Origin of the sequence: Nonomuraea wenchangensis, from assembly GCF_900111685.1 — a bacterium.
Classification (GTDB): domain Bacteria; phylum Actinomycetota; class Actinomycetes; order Streptosporangiales; family Streptosporangiaceae; genus Nonomuraea; species Nonomuraea wenchangensis.
Map to the genome: position 1 here is coordinate 1 of NZ_FOHX01000020.1, position 22,037 is coordinate 22,037.

General features: G+C 67.5%; 18 protein-coding genes and 1 pseudogene. 11 read left to right on the plus strand and 8 right to left on the minus strand.

The genetic code is table 11. The features are described 5' to 3' along the window. The 3 genes from BMW85_RS40040 to BMW85_RS40050 all read right to left on the minus strand — a co-directional run. Positions 1-229: helix-turn-helix domain-containing protein (locus BMW85_RS40040; RefSeq protein WP_143082571.1), on the minus strand; the 229-nt coding region annotated here is incomplete at its 3' end. 155 nt (positions 230-384) lie between these two features. Next, the gene (locus BMW85_RS40045; RefSeq protein WP_091092288.1) at positions 385-1,026 is read right to left on the minus strand and encodes a response regulator; all 642 of its coding nucleotides are present in this window, start codon (positions 1,024-1,026) and stop codon (positions 385-387) included. Continuing rightward, entirely contained in the window at positions 1,023-2,774 is a 1,752-nt protein-coding gene (locus BMW85_RS40050) for a sensor histidine kinase (RefSeq protein ID WP_091092290.1), read from the minus strand. The genes BMW85_RS40045 and BMW85_RS40050 overlap by 4 nt, the downstream gene beginning before the upstream one ends. Positions 2,775-2,887: 113 nt before the next feature. Between BMW85_RS40050 and BMW85_RS40055 the strand changes: the two are divergent. After that, a pseudogene (locus BMW85_RS40055) lies at positions 2,888-3,541 on the plus strand (ABC transporter ATP-binding protein); the annotation flags it as partial. 274 nt (positions 3,542-3,815) lie between these two features. Then, positions 3,816-4,592: an ABC transporter permease subunit gene (locus BMW85_RS40060; RefSeq protein WP_177241125.1), complete on the plus strand. Its 777-nt coding sequence runs from the start codon at positions 3,816-3,818 to the stop codon at positions 4,590-4,592. A 695-nt stretch (positions 4,593-5,287) separates the two neighbouring features. Here the strand turns inward: BMW85_RS40060 and BMW85_RS40070 are convergent. Next, on the minus strand, positions 5,288-6,973 hold the full coding sequence (locus tag BMW85_RS40070) for a ribonuclease J (protein WP_091092293.1): 1,686 nt from the start codon (positions 6,971-6,973) through the stop codon (positions 5,288-5,290). Between the two features lie 54 nt (positions 6,974-7,027). After that, positions 7,028-7,945 (minus strand): 4-hydroxy-tetrahydrodipicolinate synthase, encoded by a 918-nt coding sequence (gene dapA, locus BMW85_RS40075; RefSeq protein ID WP_091092295.1) that lies wholly within the window; start codon positions 7,943-7,945, stop codon positions 7,028-7,030. A gap of 1,418 nt (positions 7,946-9,363) precedes the next feature. Here dapA and BMW85_RS40080 point away from each other — a divergent pair. From BMW85_RS40080 to BMW85_RS40095, 4 genes are all read left to right on the plus strand, one after another. After that, positions 9,364-10,080 carry a GntR family transcriptional regulator gene (locus tag BMW85_RS40080; protein ID WP_091092296.1) on the plus strand — a complete coding sequence of 239 codons (717 nt, stop codon included), beginning with the start codon at positions 9,364-9,366 and terminating at the stop codon, positions 10,078-10,080. Positions 10,081-11,056: 976 nt separating this feature from the next. Continuing rightward, the gene (radC, locus tag BMW85_RS40085) at positions 11,057-11,713 is read left to right on the plus strand and encodes a RadC family protein (protein WP_091092299.1); all 657 of its coding nucleotides are present in this window, start codon (positions 11,057-11,059) and stop codon (positions 11,711-11,713) included. Between the two features lie 1,615 nt (positions 11,714-13,328). After that, complete coding sequence (locus BMW85_RS40090; protein ID WP_245775342.1) at positions 13,329-13,805, plus strand: GntR family transcriptional regulator; 477 nt, start codon at positions 13,329-13,331, stop codon at positions 13,803-13,805. A gap of 41 nt (positions 13,806-13,846) precedes the next feature. Continuing rightward, positions 13,847-14,332 (plus strand): GntR family transcriptional regulator, encoded by a 486-nt coding sequence (locus BMW85_RS40095; protein ID WP_245775343.1) that lies wholly within the window; start codon positions 13,847-13,849, stop codon positions 14,330-14,332. A gap of 313 nt (positions 14,333-14,645) precedes the next feature. Here BMW85_RS40095 and BMW85_RS40100 read toward each other — a convergent pair whose 3' ends face one another. Genes BMW85_RS40100 through BMW85_RS40110 form a run of 3 tightly spaced genes read right to left on the minus strand, consistent with a single transcriptional unit; the run spans position 14,646 to position 17,030 of the window. Then, entirely contained in the window at positions 14,646-15,047 is a 402-nt protein-coding gene (locus BMW85_RS40100; RefSeq protein WP_091092303.1) for an ASCH domain-containing protein, read from the minus strand. Positions 15,048-15,074: 27 nt separating this feature from the next. After that, a complete protein-coding gene (locus BMW85_RS40105) occupies positions 15,075-16,097 on the minus strand; it encodes a hypothetical protein (RefSeq protein ID WP_091092305.1) in 1,023 nt (340 codons plus the stop codon). A 48-nt stretch (positions 16,098-16,145) separates the two neighbouring features. Beyond that, on the minus strand, positions 16,146-17,030 hold the full coding sequence (locus BMW85_RS40110) for a DMT family transporter (protein ID WP_091092307.1): 885 nt from the start codon (positions 17,028-17,030) through the stop codon (positions 16,146-16,148). A 256-nt stretch (positions 17,031-17,286) separates the two neighbouring features. Here BMW85_RS40110 and BMW85_RS40115 point away from each other — a divergent pair, with 256 nt between their 5' ends. The 5 genes from BMW85_RS40115 to BMW85_RS40135 all read left to right on the plus strand — a co-directional run bounded on the left by BMW85_RS40115 (position 17,287) and on the right by BMW85_RS40135 (position 21,971). Beyond that, positions 17,287-18,702, plus strand: a complete 1,416-nt coding sequence (locus BMW85_RS40115; RefSeq protein ID WP_091092308.1) for an aminotransferase-like domain-containing protein — start codon at positions 17,287-17,289, stop codon at positions 18,700-18,702. A gap of 155 nt (positions 18,703-18,857) precedes the next feature. After that, positions 18,858-19,373 carry a CGNR zinc finger domain-containing protein gene (locus BMW85_RS40120; RefSeq protein WP_091092310.1) on the plus strand — a complete coding sequence of 172 codons (516 nt, stop codon included), beginning with the start codon at positions 18,858-18,860 and terminating at the stop codon, positions 19,371-19,373. 164 nt (positions 19,374-19,537) lie between these two features. Continuing rightward, positions 19,538-20,026 (plus strand): GNAT family N-acetyltransferase, encoded by a 489-nt coding sequence (locus BMW85_RS40125; RefSeq protein ID WP_020545748.1) that lies wholly within the window; start codon positions 19,538-19,540, stop codon positions 20,024-20,026. 35 nt (positions 20,027-20,061) lie between these two features. Next, on the plus strand, positions 20,062-20,937 hold the full coding sequence (locus BMW85_RS40130; protein WP_091092311.1) for a 1,4-dihydroxy-2-naphthoate polyprenyltransferase: 876 nt from the start codon (positions 20,062-20,064) through the stop codon (positions 20,935-20,937). A gap of 23 nt (positions 20,938-20,960) precedes the next feature. Continuing rightward, positions 20,961-21,971, plus strand: a complete 1,011-nt coding sequence (locus BMW85_RS40135; protein ID WP_091092313.1) for an adenosine deaminase — start codon at positions 20,961-20,963, stop codon at positions 21,969-21,971. Positions 21,972-22,037 lie beyond the last annotated feature (66 nt).

Here is a 22,037-nt window from a genome sequence, read left to right on the forward strand (position 1 = left end):
CATTCAGCCGGCAAGGCGGCCCGCCTGGCCCCTTCGACACCAGCGCCTCGGCCCCTGCCGTGCGCCATGCCTTGTGCCAGACATAGGCCGACTTACGTGAGACCCGCAGCTTCCTGGCCACCGCAGGCGGCGACATGCCCGCGGCGAACAACCCGGCAGCCTCCAAGCGGACTTGTTCACGCTTGGCTCGCGCCGCCGGGGTCAGACCACCACCATCCGGGTAACGCATCCCACCGGCATACTCCCGAACCCCGCCGCGAGCAGGCAACCGCGCGGTGACACCTCAGTTTTTCAACCTCTGTACCGCTATGGCTACCCCGCGAACCACACCTGGACTACTTGCTACCGACCATTGACCTGCCCCAGCAACATCACCCCCGCCGCTCAGAGCGCGGCAGAGACCAGCCCACTCTCGTAGGCAGCAATCACCAACTGCGCCCGATCCCGAGCCTCCAGCTTGGCCAGCAGCCGGGTGATGTGCGTCTTCACCGTCGCCAAGCTCACTTGCAGATGCAGAGCGATCTCTCCGTTCGACAACCCACGCGCGATCAGCAAAAGCACGTCGCGCTCCCGCTCCGTGACCCCATCGAGCCCTTTCACCTGGGGAACCACCGGACTACGAGCGAACTGCTCAATCAACCGCCGTGTGACCGTGGGAGCCAGCAGGGCTTCTCCGCCGGCCACAATCCGAATGGCAGCCAGCAGATCGGCGGGAGGGGTGTCCTTGAGCAAGAACCCGCTCGCCCCTGCTCGCAGGGCATCGTAGACATACGCATCCAAGTCGAACATGGTCACGACCAGAACCCGAGAGACATCTCTGATCTGTCGCGTGGCCTCAATGCCGTCCATCTCCGGCATCCGTACGTCCATCAGGACCACGTCTGGCTTCTGCCTCAGGGTTACTGCGACCGCCTCCACCCCGGTGGCCGCCTCTCCCACCACAGCGAGGTCCGGCTCGGAGTCGACCAGCACCTTGAAGCTGCCCCGAAGCAATGCCTGATCGTCGGCGATGACCACTCGAATCACGTGATCTCCTCCCCGTACGGCAAGCGTGCGAAGACCCGAAATCCTCGTCCAGGCAGGCCACCGGCCTCAAAGGCACCGCCATACATCATCACCCGCTCTCGCATACCGATGAGCCCGTGACCGGCCCCCGCAGAGGGCAGCGTTCTCCTGCCTGGCCCGTCATCGACGACTTCGATCCTCACGTCCCTTCCATCACCGAGAACGGAGACCCGGCACCGGGCCGGTGCGGCATGTTTGATGACATTGGTGAGCGCCTCCTGCACGATCCGGTACACCGCCAACTCGATACCTTCAGGCAACCGCGCTGCTGAAGACCCGACGGCCCCAGGCGCGCCACCAACGCCCTCACCACCAACTCTTTCCTCAGCAATGCCCTCGCCCTCAGGCGCGCAGCCACCAACAACAGCGCCATCAGCACAGGGGTCGGAAGCCACGACGCCAGAAGCCGCTGTGTCAGAAGCCGCAGCGCCAGAAGTGACGGTTCCAGAAGCAACGGTGCCGGAAGCCGCGGGGCCGGAAGCAACAGTGCCAACTGGTGCACCATTGACCCACGCACCCTTGGTCCGCACACCGTCAACTGCAGTGCCGCCTCCACCAGCACCGTGAGCCGTAGTGCCATCAGTCACAGAGTCACCAGCAGTGGCGCCGCTCATGCCGTTGCCGCCCCCGCCGTTGCCGCGCGTATCGCCATGGTCGATGCCATCGATGCCGTTGCGCCGCTCGACGTCCCGGTCATCGTTATCTCGACCGGCAGCACCTCGGCCTACAGCACCTCGACCGTCAAGACCATTGCCACCGACGTGCTTTCCATCCGAATCGTCCTGGTCTTCACCCCGACTCCCGGCCACGCTTCTCTCCCCAGTGGCAACGTGGAAGCGCGCCTCGAACTGCACCTCAATCCCTGCGGAACGAGCCTGTCGGACAAGACCGTCGAGCCCAGCAAGCCCTGGCGCCGGAGTCCGTTCGGCCGCATCAGAAGTCGATCGCAACATCCCGAGCAGGTGCCGCATCTCGATCAAGGCGCCTCTGCTGGCGGTCTCGATCACGCGTAAGGCGTCCTGCGCTTCCTCCGGCCTGGTCGCGATCACGTGATTCGCCACCCCCGCCTTGACCGCGATCAGGCCGACGCTGTGCGTGACGACGTCGTGAAGTTCTCGGGCAATGCGTAGCCGCTCCTGTGTCACCGCCTGCGCGGCCAACCGCTCGGCGTTGCGTGCCGCGTACAGCCGGCGCTCGTACACGGCTCTGCCGATCGTCCAGGCGCCGCCTAGCGCCGCGATGCCCATCAACGGCTCGTCGAGGTTCAGGACCCATGAGGGGACGGCCTGCGGCGTGCCCGCCACCACCAGCCCCGCGACGGTGAGCAGACTCAGCGACCCGATGGCCGAGACCGGCACCAGACTGCCGGCTCGCTCGTTCAGCGCGACCACGTAGAGCGCGTACGCGGGCGCGAAGTAGGAGAACGTGACAGCGCCCGTGATCTGAGCTACGACCGCGAGCGCCAGCGTGAACAGGAAAACAGGCATCGGCCACACCCTCCGCAACGCCACGGGCAGCCCGAGCCCGAGCGGCAGTGCGACCTTCGCCCACGATGGAAGCTGCGCCGCGGCGGCCGCGGACGTGAGGAACACGAAGGCGATGACGAGCCCCGCCACCAGATCGAGCATGACCAACTGTCCGCGCCCCAGGCGTCTGGCGAAGAAGGGGCCGCGGTCCTTGCTGCTCACGGTGTCGGGGATCTCGTCCACGCGAGGAACCGTAGCCGCTGCGGCGGCGTGCGCACATCAACCCGGGGTCTGACCTTGAAGTTCGGACCGTGGTCCGACGCGCTAGCCACGCGCCGTCCGGCAAGCTGCACGCCGTGATCGAGCTTCAGCACCTCACCAAGCGCTATGGCGGCACTCTCGCCGTCGACGACCTGTCCTTCAACGTCGAGCCCGGCCATGTGACGGGTTTCCTGGGCCCCAACGGCGCAGGCAAGTCGACGACGATGCGCCTGATATTGGGCCTGGACACCCCTACTTCCGGGCAGGCGCTGATCAACGGACACCGCTACACGTCGTTGCGCAAGCCGATGCGCGAGGTCGGCGCGCTGCTGGACGCCGGCGCGGTTCACGGTGGCCGCAGTGCCTACAATCACCTGCTCGCCCTAGCCCGCACCAACGACATCGGCCCGCGGCGCGTTGCCGAGGTATTGGAGGAGGTAGGTCTGGCAGGTGTGGCGCGAAAACGCCTGTCCGGTTTCTCCCTCGGGATGAAACAACGGCTGGGCATCGCCGCCGCGCTACTGGGAGATCCGGGCGTGCTGATGTTCGACGAGCCGGTCAACGGCCTCGACCCTGACGGCGTGCGCTGGATCCGCGACCTCATGCGTTCCCTGGCCGCCGAGGGCCGGACGATCCTGCTGTCCAGCCATCTGATGAGCGAGATGGCCCTCACCGCCGAACGCATCGTCATCATCGGCCGAGGCCGGCTCATCACCGAGGCCACGGTCGCGGACCTGACCAGTCGTTATCCGTCCCTAGAGGACGCCTACATAGCCCTGACGGCCGACAGCGTCCAGTACGGAGCAACCAGATGACGACCGCCATCCCCGCGGAGCGGCTCACGCCACGTTCACTGCCTGCCGCCCTTACCGCCTACCCCGCCTCCGCCCTTACCGCCGGCCACCATCTGCTTCAGGAGAAGAGACGCATGATCCCCCCGGAAGACCGCCGCACGGCCCCATGCCCCGCCGCAGACGGCTTCCAGCACCGCACCCGTCTCGCCACCTTCCAGGGAGCGGCGTCATGAGTGTTCTTGCCGCCGAATGGTTGAAAGTCCGCTCAGTCCGCTCCACCTACCTGATCCTCGGCATGAGCCTGGGGACCATCCTCCTGGGCCTCGGGCTTGCCGCGATGGCCGCGGGGATGTACGACAGCGCGCCAGTGGACAAGCGCCCGGACGCGCGCATCGCGGATCTGGAGGAAGTCCTGGTGATCGTGCCTCAACTGTGCCTGGGCATCCTGGGCGCGTTGGCCGTGACCTCTGAGTACGCGACAGGGCTCATCAGAACAAGCCTCGCGGTCGTCCCCCGACGTTGGCCGGTTCTCGCTGCCAAAGCGGCCACTGTCGGCGCAGTGGGCCTGATCATCGGTCCGATCGCCGTCTTCGGCACTTACGCCGTGTCCCGAGCGGTGCTCGGCGACCGCTTCTCCGGTGCGTACGCCGGCCCGTTCGTGGACAGGTTGCCAATTCTGGCCGTTCTCAGCCTCACGGTTCCGGTCTTCGCGCTGCTCGGGCTCGGTCTGGGCGCTCTGCTCCGCTCCACCGCCGGATCGATCGCGATCATCGCCGGGCTCGTCTATGTGATCCCGATCATCATCGGCAACATCCCCGAGCCATGGAGTGAACGGCTCGGTTCGGTCATGATCGGCGCTCTCCCCCGGCAGATCACCAGCGACGGCAATGCCTCCTCGGTGTTCGGCTCCCTCCTGTCACCCGCGACCGCCACCGCAGTCCTGCTCGCCTATGCGGTCCTGCCTCTTCTCGCCGCCATCTGGGCGATCCGCAGAAGGGACGTCTGACCTGGGCCTGCGCGGCCCATTGCGACACATCGAAGCGGACGTCTGAAGTGGCGTCGAATGGAGGTCTGCATGCATCCACCATCCTCGCAGTCGTGCCTGCTTCCTGGCCGCATGCTCCGGCTACGCGGAACAACGCACCGCCGCATTCGATGCGTTCGGCGCGGCATTCGACGACTCCTCGGATGGGTGTACACGGCTTGTGCCTGGCGGACATCGCCTGCCGGAACTGTCCGCCCCCTGATCAAAGGAATGTTTCGCAGGCTCTCCGACAGTCTCAGCCGCGGTCGCAGTGGCGTCGCCACGGTGTCCGGCGAAGGCCTTGGCGCATGCAGCATGACCGACGGCGGAGGGCTCAGTTCGACGCCGAGGTTCTGTTGGCGTTCTCGTACCGGGATAAAAGCCTGTCGCTGCTCACGAACAGCAGCACGATCGCAGTCCCCGCGGGAAGCAGGGCCGCGCCGGCGGCTCCAGACAGCAGAACTGAGGTGCCCACCGCAAGTGATGGAGTCTCAGATACGGTCTTCCGCGACGCCTGCACAGGCGTGACCATCTGCAGCAGAGTCACCGCGTTGTCCGCCAGCCTCGACATCACTCCACCAGGACTGGACGGCGGCGAGGACCTGCCCTCGGTACGGCAAGAGCGAACGGCGTCGGTACGGCAGACGATGGTGGCGTCTGCCGTACCGCCGGGGTGGTCAGACTTCGACCACCACAGGAATGATCATCGGTCGGCGCCGGTAGGTGTCGCTCACCCAGCGTCCCACCGTACGCCGGACCACGCGGCGGATCTCCTGCATGTCCACCACGCCGTCGGCGGCCTTGTCCTCAAGCGCCCGCTCGATCTGCGGGATGAACTCGTCGAACTGCGCCGGATCGATACCCGAGCCGCGAGCGTGGATCTCGGGACCGGCGGTGAGTTTGCCAGTCGCCGAGTCGACGACCACGACCACGGAGATGAATCCCTCGTCGCCGAGAATCCTGCGATCCTTGAGCGAGGTGTCGGTGATCTCGCCCACGGAGGTGCCGTCCACGTACACGTAGCCGGCATGCACCGCGCCGGCGATCCTCGCCCTGCCGTCGACCAGGTCGACCACGACCCCGTCCTCGGCGATCACGATGTGGTCGTCGGGAACGCCGGTGAGGGCGGCCAGCTTGGCGTGAGCGCGCAGGTGGCGCCACTCCCCGTGCACGGGCATGAAGTTCGAGGGGCGGGTCAGGTTCAGCACGTACAGGAGCTCGCCGGCGGCCGCATGGCCGGAGACGTGCACCTTGGCGTTGCCCTTGTGAATGACCCGGGCACCCCACCTGGTCAGCCCGTTGATCACCTTGTTGACCGCCGTCTCGTTGCCGGGCACCAGCGACGAGGCCAGCAGCACGGTGTCGCCTTGAGCGATGCGGATCGGGTGGTCACGATTGGCCATCCGCGACAGCGCCGCCATCGGCTCGCCCTGCGAACCGGTGCAGATGAGCACCACGTCCTGCGGCGGCCACTCCTCGATGTCCCGGGAGTCGACGATCAGCTCCGGTGGCACCTTGAGGTAGCCGAGGTCGCGGGCCACACCCATGTTGCGCACCATCGACCGGCCGACCAGGGCGACCTTGCGGCCGTGCTTGGCGGCGGCGTCCATGACCTGCTGGATGCGGTGCACGTGGGAGGCGAAGCTGGCGACGATGACCCGTTGCTCGGAGGTGCGGATCACCTCGTCGATGACGGGTGCGATCTCTCGCTCACTGGTGACGAATCCGGGCACCTCGGCGTTGGTGGAGTCGGACATCAGCAGATCGACGCCCTCGCTGCCGAGCCTGGCGAAGCCACCGAGGTCGGTGAGCCGGCCGTCACTCGGCAACTGATCCATACGGAAGTCGCCGGTGTGCAGGACGATGCCGGCCGGCGTCCTGATCGCCACGGCCAGTGCGTCCGGGATCGAATGGTTGACCGCGAGGAACTCGCAGTCGAAAGGCCCGAAGACGTGCCGCTCGCCCTCGACGACCTCCAGCTTCTTCGGCTGGATCCGGTGCTCGCTGAGTTTGGCCTCGATCAGGGCCAAAGTGAGCTTAGAACCGATCAGAGGGATGTTGCGTCGTTCACGCAACAGGTACGGCACCGCCCCGATGTGGTCCTCGTGGGCGTGTGTCAGCACCATGGCCTCGATGTCGTCGAGGCGGTCCCTGATGTACTCGAAGTCGGGCAGGATGAGGTCGACGCCCGGCTGGTCGGGTTCGGGGAACAAGACCCCGCAGTCGACGATCAGCAGCCGGCCGTCGTATTCGAAGACGGCCATGTTTCTGCCGATCTCTCCCAGCCCGCCGAGCGCGACGATGCGCAGGCCGCCGTCAGGCAGCGTCGGCGGGGGGCCAAGCTCAGGATGCGGATGGCTCATGCGCGGCCCCCACTATCAAATGGTCTGTACAAAACTGCCAGTTCCTCCCCGTTCCTATACGTCTGTCAACTTCACCCCGCCGGCCACCAGGCAAGCACGCAGCTCGGCGATTTGCTGTTCTGTGGCGTCCACGAGCGGCAGCCGTACCGGTCCCACCGGCACGCCGACCATGCTCAATGCCGCCTTTGCCATGATCGCGCCACCCGCGCGCAGCATGATGCCGTCCACCACGGGCGCGACCTGAGTGTGTACGGCCAGCGAGCCGGTGACGTCACCGCTCTTGTGCAGGCGGATCATCCGTGCCAGTTCGGCACCCACCACGTGTCCCACCACGCTGACGAACCCGGCCGCGCCGAGCGAGAGCCAGGCGAGGTTGAGCAGGTCGTCGCCGGAGTAGAAGGCGAGATCGGTCGCCGTCATCACCTGGCTTGCGGCGAACAGGTCACCCTTGGCGTCCTTCACGGCCACGATGCGCTCGTGTTGCGCGAGCCGGATGAGCGTTTCTGTCTTGATCGGCACACCGCTGCGGCCCGGGATGTCATAGAGCATCACGGGAAGGTCGGTCGCGTCAGCGACGGCGGTGAAGTGCCGGTAGAGCCCTTCCTGCGGAGGCTTATTGTAGTACGGCGTCACCACGAGCAGCCCGTGCGCGCCGGCGCGAGCTGCCTGTTTGGCAAGCTCGACGCTATGGCGGGTGTCGTTCGTGCCCGCTCCCGCCACCACGGCCGCGCGGTCGCCGACCGCGTCGAGGACTGCGCTGACGATGCGCTGCTTCTCCTCGTCCGAGGTGGTGGGGGATTCCCCGGTCGTCCCGTTGACGATCAAACCGTCGTTGCGCTGCTCGTCCACGAGGTAGGTGGCGAGCCGACGCACAGCACCGTAATCGACTTCGCCGTCGGCGGTGAACGGTGTGACCATGGCGGTCAGCATGCGGCCGAAGGGCGCATCGGTGGTTCCAGTTGGCGATGCCATAGTGCGAACGCTACCTGGATTCGGAAATCCATTGGACGCCGCCACCCCGCTTTGCCTGCCTGGAGCCGCTTTTTGCCCGCTTTCGCGGGCATTTCAGTGAGGGGTCCCCCGAGGCTCGGCTCACAAACCACCCGATCGGGCAATCTGCTCCTGACTCCGTACCAACCGGGCTATGTCCAACAGGTCGATCTGGGGGGCGCCGAAGCACTGGTCATCGGCCGCCTTGGTCGGTTATTGAGGCGCCGCCGCGCCGAGCCGGGCTGGCTTGGGCCCCTCCGGGCCGGCTTGGGCAGGCCGGCCGGACCGCTACGGGCCAGGCCGGTTGGGCCGGCTTGGCCGGGCCGGTTGGGTCGCCTCGCGTCGGCTTAGGCCGGGGTAGTCCGGGCCGGCTGGGCCTGTTCGGGCCGGTTGGGCCGCCTCAAGTCGGGCTGGCTGGGCAGCCGCCAGCCAGGCCGGTTGGGCCGCCTCGCGTCGGCTTGGCCCGGGCTTAACCGGGCCTGCCGGACCGGTTCGCCTGTCCTGAGTGGTTGGGCTGCGCCGGGCTGGTTGGGCTGCGCCGACCTGGACGGTGACGTTGGTTCGCGTGGGTTCCGAGGCAGCCCCGTTCCCGCGCCCCTTCGATCACCGTGGCGCGAAGAGGGCCTGTCTCATGCCCTTGCCTCGCATCTCCGCCCCCGGACAGGCCCTACAGGCAGTCGTCGGCATCAGCCACTTGTGCACACCTAGAGAGGGAACGGACCAGCCTCGCTAGGCTCCGCGGCGTCTGGCTCCGCTCCACCTGTCGACCTCCCTCGAAGGCTGCCTCGGATGTCCGCCTGGAACACATCCCCATCCCTGGCCGACAACTCGTCCGGACTGCATCGCTCGTACAGATGGATGTCCGACTCGAACAGCCCTTACTCGGCATCACAGTCAGCGGGAAGGACGTTGCCTAGGCCGATCGTCACTGTCCCGTACGTTACGGGGAGTCATATGGGCGCAGTTGGAGCAAATAGGGACGAATCACGTTCCTTGGGCGATGTTCATCAACAGCGAGACAAGATGAACGCTTCCCTCTCCGCATGCGGACGGGGAGGACATGCTTGACCGGAACATTACCGCGAACCATTCCATACACAGGGTTACCGGGCCGGTCGTTGAGCGTGGCGTCGTCACGTCCCAGGAGGTCACGGCAGGTCGCGCTGATCAAGCAGACAGGACCGGACAATGGAAGAGGCCGCCGATATGTGCTCGGGGGTACACACATCGACGACCTCTACCGGAGAATCGGGGACCCTTACGGCTGCGTTACAGAGTTTCTCCGATAATTTTCCGCCATCGCAAAGTTGGGGCTCCAGCAGCCTTCGATGACGGTCGGTTACCTGCCGAATACGGCAACATGGGGCAACGCCTCACACGAACCCCCCAGGGATGGACTAGTGGCCACCTCAGATCCGGTCTACCTGCGTGTCGTCGAAGACATCCGGCGACAGATCACCGACGGCACCCTTCCGCCTGGTGCGCCCATTCCCTCGCGGGCGCAGCTGACCCGCAAATACCAGGTGGGCGAGACTGCCGCTCGTCATGCGCTGCGTGTGCTCGCGAGCGAGGGTCTCATCATCGGCCGCGTCGGCTCTGGTCATTACGTCAGGGAACGCCCCGTTCTGACCTCTCTCCACCGTTGGCGTTACCTCGATCACCCGGCCCCGATAGCGGCCGACCTGCAATCTCAGGGCAGACGCGTGACCTGGGAATGGCACAGCGAACCGGCCGAGGCGGGGCCCGAGATCGCACGCCGCCTCCGGGTCAGGGAGACGACGACGCTCACCAAGACGCACTACGTCTTCCGGGGCGACGGAAGACCGCTCCAACTCGCGACCTCGTACGAGCCGATGGACTTCGCGCCGCACACCGAGGAGGAGCGGCGCAGCCTGTTCGCGAGGCTGTACGCGCACGGCATCAAGGTCACCGAGGTCGTCGAGAGCGTCAGCACCCGCGTTCCCCGCCCAGCCGAGAGCGACGCACTTGACCTGTCGGCGGGGGTGCACGTGCTGCATGTGGAGCGTACGCATTGGGCGGGCGATCGTCCCGTCGAGACGAGCGACATCGTCATTCCCGGCGACCGGTTCCGGGTGACGTACAGCATGCCCGCTTAGGAGCTGCTCAGCCGACGCGGAAGGCTCCGGGCGAGCCCCACCATCTCCTCGCCCGGAACCTCCTACCGTCCATACTCCGCATCGGTACGTCGAAGCCCAAGACGAGCAAGGCAGACCTCACCCCCACCCCGCCCATTCATCGCCTGTGATGTCGCAGCGCCGAGGGGCCCTTTGGTCGGCGAGTGCCGGCGGCACGGCACGCCTGAACGTCTCATCTTTCCGCTGAAGATGCGTGAATACGTACTGGCGGGATGGGTGCTTATGCAATCGCCTGACGTTCCGCGGCGCGGGGTTGCGACGCCGTGTCTCCGTGAACGGCAGGTCAGGGAGTTGAAGCTGGTTGCGGTCAGGCCCTCCGCCCGCGTTCAGGGCTCGGGGCAGGGGACGGCAGGAGGTCCGTCTTGTCCGACCGCGCGAGTTGCGTGATCTTATTGAGGCAGACGGTAGGGTGGAGAGGCCCTGCTCGTGGGCAGACTCGGCAGGCGTTGAGGCGGTAGCGAGGCTCCGGTTGGGGCATCAGCTCCTGATCAACTGGCGCCTGGTCGCGGGCCTCCACCCATTCGCGGCGCGGCGACCATCCTGCGCACGTTCATCGTGATCAGGGCCGTACCAGATGAGAGAGTCCGCTGCTCTGCAACGCTCTGGTCGACTTGAGCCGAGCAAAACGACTTCGCACTGCTCAGCGTAGACAAATGACTGATGGCTGTCGCTGCACCTTCCGAGGGCGGCATTTGCCGACATATCTCCGGTAGGCGGCGGGTAGACGATCGTGCACGTCGTCGGCTGATCACTGACGACGGCACGCTTTCTCCGCTCTCCAATGCGCATCGTATCGGCCGCATATTGGGCGCTTCTCTTGATCGTAAACAAAATATACAAGACGTAACAATCGTCCAGTAACGAGCAGAACGCATGGCAGCAGGAGCGGGCCGGAAATTGTCGGTTGTCGTTGATAGAACGGTCGCGGAGGTTGCCGATGCGTCTCAAAGACTTGTCCAAGCAAGACCGGCCCCGCGAACGCCTTATGTCCAGGGGTGCGAGTGCCCTGGCGGACCGGGAGCTGCTGGCCGTGATCCTCGGCTCCGGGTTCCGTGGCTCCAGCGCCCTGGATCTGGCCACACAAGTCATCGATCACTGTGGAGACCTCGACAGGCTGGGCCGTTCCGACCCGCATCGGCTGCTCACCGTACCGGGCATCGGCCCTGCCAAGGCGGCGAGGGTGGCGGCGGCCTTCCACCTCGCCCGGCGGGCCGAGGCCGAGCCCGAGCGCGCACGCATCACCAGCACCACCGACCTGGCCCGTCACTGCGCCCCTCTCCTCCGCGGGCACACACAGGAACGCCTGGTCATGGTCGTGTGTGACACGGGCGGACGGGTGCTGAAACGGTCAGTCGTCACCGAAGGCGGCGCCGATCACACGGCGATGCCGGTTCGGGAGATGATCACCGAGGTGCTCACCACGGGCGGCGCGATGTTCGGCCTCGCGCACAACCATCCGAGCGGATCCCTGGATCCGAGCAGCGCCGATCGGGAGGCGACCGCCCGCCTCATCGAGGCCGCCGAAACAGTCGGATTGCGGCTGCTCGACCACCTGATCATCACGGACACCGCTTGGCGGCGAATCCCCACATAAATGCCATCCACTCGCCCACCGAACGCTAAAGGGAATCATCTTGTGTATAGCGTCGAACGGCTATTTTCCAAGCTCGGCCCATGAGAATCTAATGCCGCGGGTAGGCCGTTACGGACGTCAGCCGGCCAGTGCTCGTCATGGGTGTGGTCCTCCGCCTTCTGGGCGAGGGTCGTGTCCATGCTTCCGCGCCGATCCCAGGCGAAGTGTTCTCGGTCGCGTCGATGGTTTTCTGACCGGGGCGTTCCCGCCTGAGGTTGCGGTGCGAAGGCGCGCAGCGCGTGAAGGATGGTCTACTTCACGTGCGCACGGCAGAGGTGCCCGTATTCCGGGTCCGCGGCTTCGGCTTGGAATACGGGCACCTCTGCCAACACCTACCGGTCGGTGCCGGCAGGTCGTGTTTCGTCAGTGCAGACAGCAAAGAAGAGTGCGATTCCCGCCGCAGTGCGCCCTCCTGGCCTCTGAGAGGGCTAGACCCACCGCGGCGTCGATCCTCATAGTCAGCTGGGCTCGGTGCTGTTTGGGTCGACGGTCCGTTGAGGGGAGGAGGTGATCGTGAGTGGCGTCGGCGATCGCTCTCGTCGGCGAAGTCCCGCCCAGCGTTGAGGTCGGTCGGGCGAGTTTCGAGGCGATCTCCGGTACTGCGGCTGAGCCGGGGCCTCGTGATCGTGGGCGTGGCCGACGGCAGGTGCGGTGCAGAGGGAACACCTGCCGTGTACGGGACAAATGAGTGCAGTTCACCTGTCTCCGTTCAACGGGCGCGGTGGTACCCGCGGCCGTGGAACACGACATCGTGAGCACCTTGATATCCCTGAGTACGAATGTCGTGTCAGACCCGGCTCGGCGGCGGCGGTGGAGCCGGGAAGCGGGGAGCGGGGAGCGGGGAGCGGGGATTTCGTTCCGAATGACCCAGGAGTTCAGTCAGGCAGGGAACCTGGGTCGTTCGAGAAGCCCGGGTACTTCACGGGCATGTTGGTTCGGCGGGTGCAGGGTGCGCACCTGTGTTCCGAACGGCGGGGTCGCTTCGGTTCGGGTGTAGATAGTGCCGACGCAAGAGGTCGAGGCGGCGCAAGAGGTCGAGGCAACGGTCAACGCATAGATTTCGACACAAGACGTTATCGAGACAGCAGGTTTCCGCGCAAAAAGCGTCGGTCGCTACATGCTCAATGGTGTCGGGGTGGGGCCATGGGTTTGATGTGGGGTAATTAGGTGGCTCTGCCCTGTAGGAGCCTCATCCACATCGTCGTTATGCCGGCCGGGCTGAATCGAGGGCACTCATCGATCAGGATGCCTCCATCATCTCTGCGCGTTCTGCGGATGAAGAAGAGGCCGCCTGTCTGGCAGAGCTCATAGGAGACGAGCTGACAGGTACATGTGTAGTCGCGCACGCGTACACGTTCCCAAGGTGCACGGGGTGGCGCCCACTGCAGAGAGACATGGCCGGGGCGGGGTCGCGGGACATGCGCGGCTAGGCAGGCGGCGCGCGGGGAGAGGGCGAGCTCGGTCATGACTTGATCATACGTCTAGTTGTATCTGCTTGTGCGCTCAGTAAGGAGCATCTGTCTAAACGGGCAGGACAATATGCCAGGTCTTGTACCTCTTCGCCTATGTTTCATGTGTGCTCGACTACGACGGCGACACCCACATCTACCTCCAGATCGCCGACATCATCCGGCGGCGCGTTGCCGGGCTCTCGTCCGGACACCCAGTGCCCAGCGAGGCCGACATCCAGCAGGAGTTCGGCGTTGCGAGGACCACGGCCAGACGGGCGATTCACGTCCTGCGCGAAGAGGGGCTTGTCTACACCGTTCAGGGCGAAGGGGCATTCGTCGGCACACCCGACGAAGCTCCTCGCAAGAAGCGAAAAGTGCCGCTGTATCAGCAGATTGCCTCGGACATCGCGGAACAGATCAAGTCAGGTGAGTTCGCCCCTCGGCGTCCTATCCCGGGCGAGGCTGCCCTGGTCAACCAGTACGGCGTGGCGCGTGAGACGGTGCGACGGGCCATGGCGCTCCTGCGAGAGCAGGGCTGGGTCTACACCGTTGCTCAGCGTGGCAGTTATGTCTCACCGAAAGAGTCGTGGCCCCAGGCTTGAACTCACTCAACTGCTTGTATCGAGACGTCTACGCTGGGAACGTGCTCGACCGTAACGGGCCTGTCCCGCTCTACATCCAGGTCGCTGAGGTCATCGAGGAACGGATCGCCAGCGGTGAGCTGACCCATGGCGACGCCGTGCCGAGTGAGGCTGCCATGGAGGAGGAGTTCGAGATCGCGCGCACCACGGCGCGCAACGTGGCGCGGGAGCTTCGCAGGCGCCGGCTGGTTCACACCGTTCAGGGAGAGGGCACGTTCGTGGGGCCGCCCGGAGTGCCGTTGCGGAAGCGTTCGAGGGCCATATACGTACGGATCGCGGACGAGATCGCGCTCCGGATTCGGCGGGGTGAGCTGCGGCCCCACCGGGCGATTCCGAGTGAGGAGTCGTTGATGCGGCGGCATGGGGTCGCCAAGGTCACCGCGCGAAAGGCTGTGGCGCGTCTGCGGGAGTGTGGCTGGGTGTTCACGGTGCCTCAGCGCGGGACCTACGTCTCGGCGCGGGAGGAGTGGCCGGTCGAATGGCGCTGATCGTCGGGGCCGGCTCGATGGCGCCGCAGGGATCGGCCAAATGAGCGTTCATCAGGGCTGAGGCTTGCTGGGCGAGGCGTCGGTCGAGTGCGGACGGCGGGAGGCCTGGCCTGTCAGGTGCTTCTCGACGATTGGTTCGTCGGCCCCGGGAAGGCATCATGCGGCGGGTCTGGGTCGCGGTCGGGCGCTCGGCTCTTCTCGTCCGGATTTCGTTTGTCGGGGATCGGCTGTGCTCCTGCGAGGCAGTGCGCTCAACCGCCGATGGCGGGCCATGGAGCGACGCTCGCTTCGGTGATGTGCTCGATGAGCTCGTCTACGGGGTGTCGACAACGTGGAAGCGTACGCAGACGACGATCGTGGTGTCATCGACATCGAAGCCCTGCGACGACCAATAGTCGCGGTGGACCTCGCGCCAGTTCTCGATCGAGGTGTAGCCCTCGCCTTCCGCGTGGGCGAAGTCCCACGGAACGTTCGCGAACGGGACGAGGTCGACTCGGGTGATCTCCAGTTCGGCCGCCCGGTCCCCGGCGTCGGTCAGCAGGATCAGGCGTTCGCCGACGTGCTCGACCTCCTCGCCCTCGGCCTCGTAGTCCAGGGCGAGGAGGCCGGCCGTCGCGGTCTTACGGCCGATGAGGACCAGATTGGTGAGCCGGGTACGAAGTTCGCCCGGAGTGCCGAGTTCGAGCGTCCGGAGCCCATCGAATCGAGGCCACATGGGCAATACCGTACGGGACCGTACCGGTCAGAAGACCGGGATGATGTCCTCCGGGTCGAGGAAGTCGACCTCGACCCCTTCCAGGTCCAGCTCGGGGATGGCGGGAAAGGCGATGCCCCACCGCTCGACGATGGCGCGGACGCGGGCCATGGCGACGCGCCAGTTCTCCGCCTGCTCCTCGTACGACAGCACCCCCAGCCCCGCCTCCCTCGCGTAGTCCATGAGGACGCGGTGGTTGTGCAGGAAGTACGGCGGCAATTCCCAGAAGCCCCCGGGCGGCTCCCAGAGGATCATGCTGAGGAAGACGAAGCCCGCCCGGAGCTGGCGTGTGATGAGGCCGCGGGTGTCGTCGGTGAGGCCGGGCCATTCGTTGTCCAGGATCGTCATGCAGATCTGGAGATGGCGGGACTCGTCGCGTCCGATGCGCTGGAACATCTCGCTGAAGACCGGGTGCTGCGTGCCCGACGACATGCCTCTGAACAGTGTCGAGGCCGCCATCTCGCCCATCATGAAGCTGGTGAACAGCACCGGCAGCGAGTACTTGCCGACGGCCGAGTTGTAGCCGTTCCAGTAGCGGCCGCCGTTGTGGTAGAGCCAGCCGATGTTGTTGTGGGCGGCGTGTTCCAGGTCGTCGGACGGGGTCCAGTCGAGCGGGCCGCCGGGCCAGAGCTTGGCGATGGAGCGCTGGCAGCACTCCTCGTGGTTCATCTCGTCGCGGGTGATCGAGAAGAAGCACTTCCTGACCGGGTCTTCCTCGTGCTTCTCGAAGGCGCTGATGGTGGCGCGGGCGAAGACGGCGGGCCCCGAGGCGTCGAAGTTGGCCAGGACGGCGAACCAGTACATGATCCCGAGGCGCTGCTCACGGGTGAAGTCCTCGGGCTTGAGCTGGTCCCAGGGCAGGTCGGCCGGGTTCCAGACCATGCGTTTGGACTTCTCGTAGATCGCGGCGAGTTTCTCCGTCTCGACGCGCCACTCCATCGGATAGATGTTGGGCTGCGGGATTTCCGGTGCGGGCCAGAAGCCGCCCTCCGGGATCGTGAGGTCCGCCATAGTTTGTGACACCTCCTCTTCCAATCCTGCGCGGAGGCGTCACGGCTTTCAAGTACGGGCGCGCTGGGTGATGGCGACACAGACGAGTACGGCGAGCGCGGCGGCCACCGTCACCGGACCGAACCGTTCGCCCATGAGGAACCACGCCCAGATCAGGGTGAGGAGCGGCTGGGTGAGCTGGGTCTGGCCGGCGCGGGCGATTCCGCCCTTGGCGAGACCCGCATACCAGGGGAAGAAACCCAGGAACATGGAGATGACCGCGACGTAGGCGAAACCGGCGAGCGCCCCGGGGGTGACGGTGACGGGCGTGAGCACGGTCAGCGCGGCCGTGACGGGGGCGGTGACGGGCAGGGACAGAACGAGGGCGTGGGAGATCACCTGCCAGCCGGGGGTGTCACGGGCCAACCGGCCGCCCTCGGTGTAGCCGATCGCGGCGGAACCCAGCGCGGCCAGGAGAAGCAGGTCGGGCCAGGCCGCGGCTGCCGTACCTTCCTGCTGGAGGAGGGTGAAGGCGGTGACGGCTGCGGCGCCCGACAGGCAGGCCGCCCAGAACAGCGGACGCGGGCGTTCACCGGCGCGCAGCACGGCACAGGCGGCGGTGGCGGCCGGGAGGAGCGCGGTGATCACGGCGGCATGGGACGTGCTGGAGCCCAAGGCCAGGGCCAGACCGCTGAAGACGGGGAAGCCGAAGACGACGCCAAGGGAGATCAGCGCGTACGGGCCCCAGAGGTGGCGCGGCGGGAGAAGAGGGCGGCGGGCGGCTCGCAAGCAGACGACGGCGAGCACGCCGGCCACGGCGGCCCGGCCGATGGCCACCAGCCACGGGTTGAAGCCCTCCATGGCGTAGACGGTGCCGGGGAAGGAGCCGGAGAAGGCGAGCACGCCGAGAAGGGCCAGAAACGTCCCCCCAGTACGGGCCCTACGGGCGTTCAAGGCCCGAGCGTTCAAGGCTCGAGTGTCGAGGTCCTGAGCGTCCTGACCCTGAGCGTCCTGACCCTGAGCGTCCAGGTCCTGAGGGGCGGGCCCAGGAGCACCGGATCTCCGAACGCCGGGCTTTCGGGAGACCCCGGCAGGGACGCGCGGGCCGCCAGAAGCAGCGACTTCCGAAGTGGCCGCTGCGCCGGGCGCAGCGGGCGCAGCGGAGGAGACCGCTACTCCCTCCCCATCAGTAGCGCTATCATCATTCTTCATGACCAACGATAGCAGTATCGCCCACATCGCCGCGATACTGCGCGAAGAGGCCGCCCGCCTCGGCCCCGGCGCCCGCCTCCCCTCCAGCCGGGAGATCATGCGCACCCACAACGTCTCCCCCGTCACCGTCTCCCGCGCGATCGGCCAGCTGGCCGCCGAGGGCCGGGTGGTCAGCAGGCCAGGGAGCGGGGCCTTCGTCACCCACCCCCAGAAAACGACCGGCGGGGAGTCCGCTGACCTCTCCTGGCAGACGGTCGCGCTCGGCGACCGCGTCGTCGACGAGGGTCCCGTCGCCGCCCTCCTGGCCGAGGCCCCCGACGGCGTGGTCCCGCTGACCGGCGGCTACCTGCCGCCCGGCCTGCGCCCCGACCGGCAGCTCGCGGCGGCCGCCGCGCGCGCCGTACGCCGCCCGGACGCCTGGGCCAAGCCGCCGCTCGCCGGTCTCGCCGAGCTGCGGCGCTGGTTCGCCGACCAGACGGGCGGCGACGTGACCGCGGCGGACGCGCTGGTCGTCAGCGGCGGGCAGGCCGCGCTCACCCACGCCTTCCGCGCGCTGGCGGCTCCGGGGACGCCGGTGCTGGTGGAGACGCCGACGTACCCGGGAGCGCTGGCCGCGGCGAAGGCGGCCGGGCTGCGGGCGACGGCCGTGCCCGTGGACGCGTCCGGCGTCCGCCCGGAGCTGCTGGCGGAGGCGTTCGCGGTGACCGGCGCCCGCGTCTTCTTCTGTCAGCCCACGCTGCACAACCCGACCGGCGCCACCCTTCCTCCCGAGCGCCGCCGGCAGGTGCTGGAGGTGGCGCGGGCGGCGGGCGCGTTCGTGATCGAGGACGATTACGCCCACTACCTCAGTGAGCAGCCGCCGCCCACGCTGGCCGCGATGGACGAGCACGGCACGGTGGTCCATGTCCGGTCCCTGACGAAGATCCTCTCCCCCAGCATGCGGGTGGCCGCGGTGATCGCGCGCGGCCCGGCCGCGCACCGGCTGCGGGCCGGGCAGCTCGTGGAGTCGTTCTTCGTGGCCCGTCCGCTGCAGGAGACGGCGCTGGAGCTGGTGGGCTCGCCGGCCTGGCGGCGCCATCTGACGGCCGTCCACGCCGAGCTGCGCGTTCGCAGGGACGCTCTCGCCGCCGCGCTCGCCGCCCGCCTGCCGGAGGAGGCCGAGGTGCACCTGCTGCCCGCGGGCGGCATGCACCTGTGGCTGCGCCTGCCCGCCGGTCTGGACGAGGACGCCCTGGTGGAGGCGGCGCGGCGGCATGGCGTGCTGGTGAGCCCCGGGCGGATGTACTACCCGTCCGAGCCGCCGGGACCGCGGCTCAGAGTGACGCATGCCGCCGCGGCCCACCTGGCGGAGCTGGACGAGGGGGTACGCCGCCTGGCCCGGGCGTTCCAGGACCTCGCCCACCCGGACGCGTGAGCCCAAGACCCGCCCGCACGTACGCGCGACCCCAGGACCTCGTCCGCACGTACGCGGGACCCCAGGACCTCGCCCACCCGGACACATGACCCCCGGACCTCGTGCTGGGCGGAGGCGCGATCATGAGGTTCATGATCGCCCGCTAGAGTAGGGACATGTCGTCCCCCGCGGAGCTCGTCCGAGACTTCGTGAACACCTACGACGTCGCAACCGACACCGACGAGCTCTCCTCCCCCGCCGAGCTGGCCGTCTGGCTGCGCGAGCGTGGCCTGACCGGCCCGCGCGAGCGCGCCACCGACGACGACCTGCACACCGCGCACGCCCTCCGCGAGGGCATGCGGGCGGCGCTGCGGCGCGAGCCGGCCACTCTGCCCGGCCTGCCGCTACAGGTCAGGGTGGGGGCGAGTGGTGAGCCGGAGCTGGTGCCGGCCGGGGCGGGCGTCGCAGGCGGGCTGGCCGCGATCGCGGCCGCGACGCTCGGCGCCGCGTGGGACCGGCTGAAGGTGTGCGCGGAGGGAACGTGTCAGCGGGCGTTCATCGATTCGTCCAGGAACCGTTCCCGCTCGTGGTGTTCTATGCGTGTATGCGGCAACCGCACCAAGACACGGGCTTACCGGGCGAGGAAGCGGGGTTCGCGTCGTCTCCAAGCCTCAAACACCGATACGGTGTAACTCGTGCCTTGTGGCATGAACGGCAGGCGAAGGAGCGGGCCGAGATGGCAGACGTAGGCGTCCGGGCGGCCCGGCGCGAGGATGTGCTCCAGGTTGCGAATTGTCAGATTCGCGCCTGGCGCTACGGCTACCGGGACTTTCTCCCGGAAGGGCCGCTTGAGCAGATGACGGGCCCCGCGGCCGAGAAGATGTGGCTGCGCCAGTGGGACGAGGCGATCGTCGCCCCGCCCAGCCCCATGCACCGGGTGCTGGTCGCGGTGGAGACCATCCTCGACACCGAGGGGTTCCCCGCCCTGGGCGCGGGCGGCAGTGCGGCGCTCGTCACGCCGCGCGGCGGCGAGCGCGTGGTCGGCCTGGCCTCGCACGCTCCCGCCGAGGACCCCGACCTCGACCCCAGCGTCGTGGCGGAGATGCTGACGCTGCTGGTGGACCCCGACTTCGTCCGTCGCGGGCACGGCAGCCGGCTGCTCAACGCCACCGTCGACTACCTCCGCGATGACGGCTTCCGGCAGATCGTCACCTGGGTGTTCGCCGACAACTACGCGGTGCTCGGCTTCCTGGAGTCGGCCGGCTGGGGCGAGGACATGGCGGAGCGCGTGCTCGACATGGGCCGCCCCATCCGCATGGTGAGGCTCACCACAGACATCAGTTAGGCAAGGACGAGGCAGAGGACGACGAGGCAGAGGAAATGGCAACACCCGGCCAATGGATCGCCGGCGCCCGGCCCCGCACGCTCCCCAACGCCGTCGTCCCCGTCATGGTGGGCACGGGCGTGGCGATCGGCGAGGGCGGCTTCGTATGGTGGCGGGCCCTGCTGGCGCTGCTCGTGGCGCTCGCTCTGCAGATCGGCGTCAACTACGCCAACGACTACAGCGACGGCATCCGCGGCACCGACGACCAGCGGGTCGGCCCGATGCGGCTCGTGGGCTCGCGCGTGGCCACCCCGCGCCAGGTGCTGACGGCCGCGCTGAGCTGCTTCGCCGTCGCCGCGGTGCTGGGGCTGGCGCTGGTCGTGGTCACGCGGGCCTGGTGGATCCTGCTGGTGGGCGTGGCCTGCATCGCCGCCGCCTGGTTCTACACCGGCGGCAGACGCCCTTACGGCTATCGCGGGCTGGGCGAGGTGGCCGTGTTCGTGTTCTTCGGCGTGGTGCCGGTGGTGGGCACGACGTACGTGCAGACGGAGTCGCTGAGCTGGGCGGCGCTGTTCGCCTCGATCCCGGTGGGCCTGCTGTCGTGCTCGATGCTCGTCGTCAACAACCTGCGCGACGTGGGCACCGACGGGCAGTCGGGCAAGCGCACGCTGGCGGTCGTGCTGGGCGCGCAGCGCACGAGGGCACTGTACGTGGCCTGCCAGGTGCTGCCGTTCGTGGTGGCGCTGGCGATGATGGCGGTCACGCCGTGGGCGGCGCTGGCGCTGCTGGCGGCCCCGCTGGCGGTGGCGCCGATCCGGGCCGTGCTGGGCCGGGCGGTCGGGCCCGCGCTGATCGCGGTGCTGCAGCAGACGGGCAAGCTGCAGATGGCGTACGGGCTGCTGTTCGCGGTGGGTCTCGCTCTGGTCTTCTGAGGGCGGCGTTCTAGTCTGGGCAGATGAAGGACTTCATCGCCGGGCTGCCCAAGTGCGAGCTCCACCTGCACATCGAAGGAACTCTGGAGCCGGAGCTCAAGTTCGAGCTGGCCGCGCGCAACGGGCTCGGACTGCCCTACGCGTCGGCCGAGGAGATGCGCGCGGCCTACTCCTTCGACAGTCTGCCGTCCTTCCTCACCGTCTACTACGAGGGCATGCGGGTGCTGCGCACCGAGCCCGACTTCTACGACCTGGCCATGGCCTACCTCCGTAAGGCCGCCGCGCAGAACGTCCGCTACGCGGAGATCTTCTTCGATCCGCAGGCGCACACCGGGCGCGGGGTGCCGTTCGACGTGGTGATCCGGGGGCTGCGGCGGGCGCTGATGGACGCCGAGGCGCAGCTCGGGGTGCGGGCGCAGCTCATCATGTGCTTCCTGCGCGACTTCCAGGCCGAGTACGCGATGGCGACGCTGCTGGAGTCGCTGCCTTACAAGGAGTGGATCGCCGGCGTCGGCCTGGACTCCGACGAGAAGGGCAACCCACCTTCGAAGTTCGCCGAGGTCTACGCCCGTGCCCGCGCGGAGGGCTATCTGCTGACCATGCACTGCGACGTCGACCAGGACGACGCGGTCGAGCACATCCGCCAGGCGATCGAGGACATCGGCGTCGACCGGATCGACCACGGCGTCAACATCCTGGAGGACCAGCGGCTGGTGGAGCTGGTGCTGGCGCGGGGCATGGGGCTCACCTGCTGCCCGATCTCCAACGGCTTCGTCACCGACTCGATGAAGGCCGAGGGCATCCGCAAGCTGATGGACCTGGGCGTGCGGGTGACGATCAACTCCGACGACCCGGCGTACTTCGACGGCTACGTTCAGGAGAACCTGATCGCGCTGCACAAGGCGCTGCAGCTCAGCGAGGAGGAGCTGGCGGGGCTGGAGCGCAACGCGTTCGAGGTGACCTGGCTCCCCCGTCCGGTCAAGGACGCCTACCTCGCCGAAGTGGACGCCTACCTCGCCTCACGGGCCCGCTGAGGGGTGGCGTAAGGCCCGTACCGCAGGGCAGTCTTATCGTTACGGACGGTCCGGACAACCGAGGGC

Coding starts and splice junctions, on each gene's coding strand:
- radC (WP_091092299.1), top strand. CDS start 11,057: ATGCGTCTCAAAGACTTGTCCAAGCAAGACCGGCCCCGCGAACGCCTT.
- BMW85_RS40135 (WP_091092313.1), top strand. CDS start 20,961: ATGAAGGACTTCATCGCCGGGCTGCCCAAGTGCGAGCTCCACCTGCAC.
- BMW85_RS40070 (WP_091092293.1), bottom strand. CDS start 6,973: ATGAGCCATCCGCATCCTGAGCTTGGCCCCCCGCCGACGCTGCCTGAC.
- dapA (WP_091092295.1), bottom strand. CDS start 7,945: ATGGCATCGCCAACTGGAACCACCGATGCGCCCTTCGGCCGCATGCTG.
- BMW85_RS40105 (WP_091092305.1), bottom strand. CDS start 16,097: ATGGCGGACCTCACGATCCCGGAGGGCGGCTTCTGGCCCGCACCGGAA.
- BMW85_RS40100 (WP_091092303.1), bottom strand. CDS start 15,047: ATGTGGCCTCGATTCGATGGGCTCCGGACGCTCGAACTCGGCACTCCG.
- BMW85_RS40060 (WP_177241125.1), top strand. CDS start 3,816: ATGAGTGTTCTTGCCGCCGAATGGTTGAAAGTCCGCTCAGTCCGCTCC.
- BMW85_RS40115 (WP_091092308.1), top strand. CDS start 17,287: ATGACCAACGATAGCAGTATCGCCCACATCGCCGCGATACTGCGCGAA.
- BMW85_RS40120 (WP_091092310.1), top strand. CDS start 18,858: ATGTCGTCCCCCGCGGAGCTCGTCCGAGACTTCGTGAACACCTACGAC.
- BMW85_RS40125 (WP_020545748.1), top strand. CDS start 19,538: ATGACGGGCCCCGCGGCCGAGAAGATGTGGCTGCGCCAGTGGGACGAG.
- BMW85_RS40130 (WP_091092311.1), top strand. CDS start 20,062: ATGGCAACACCCGGCCAATGGATCGCCGGCGCCCGGCCCCGCACGCTC.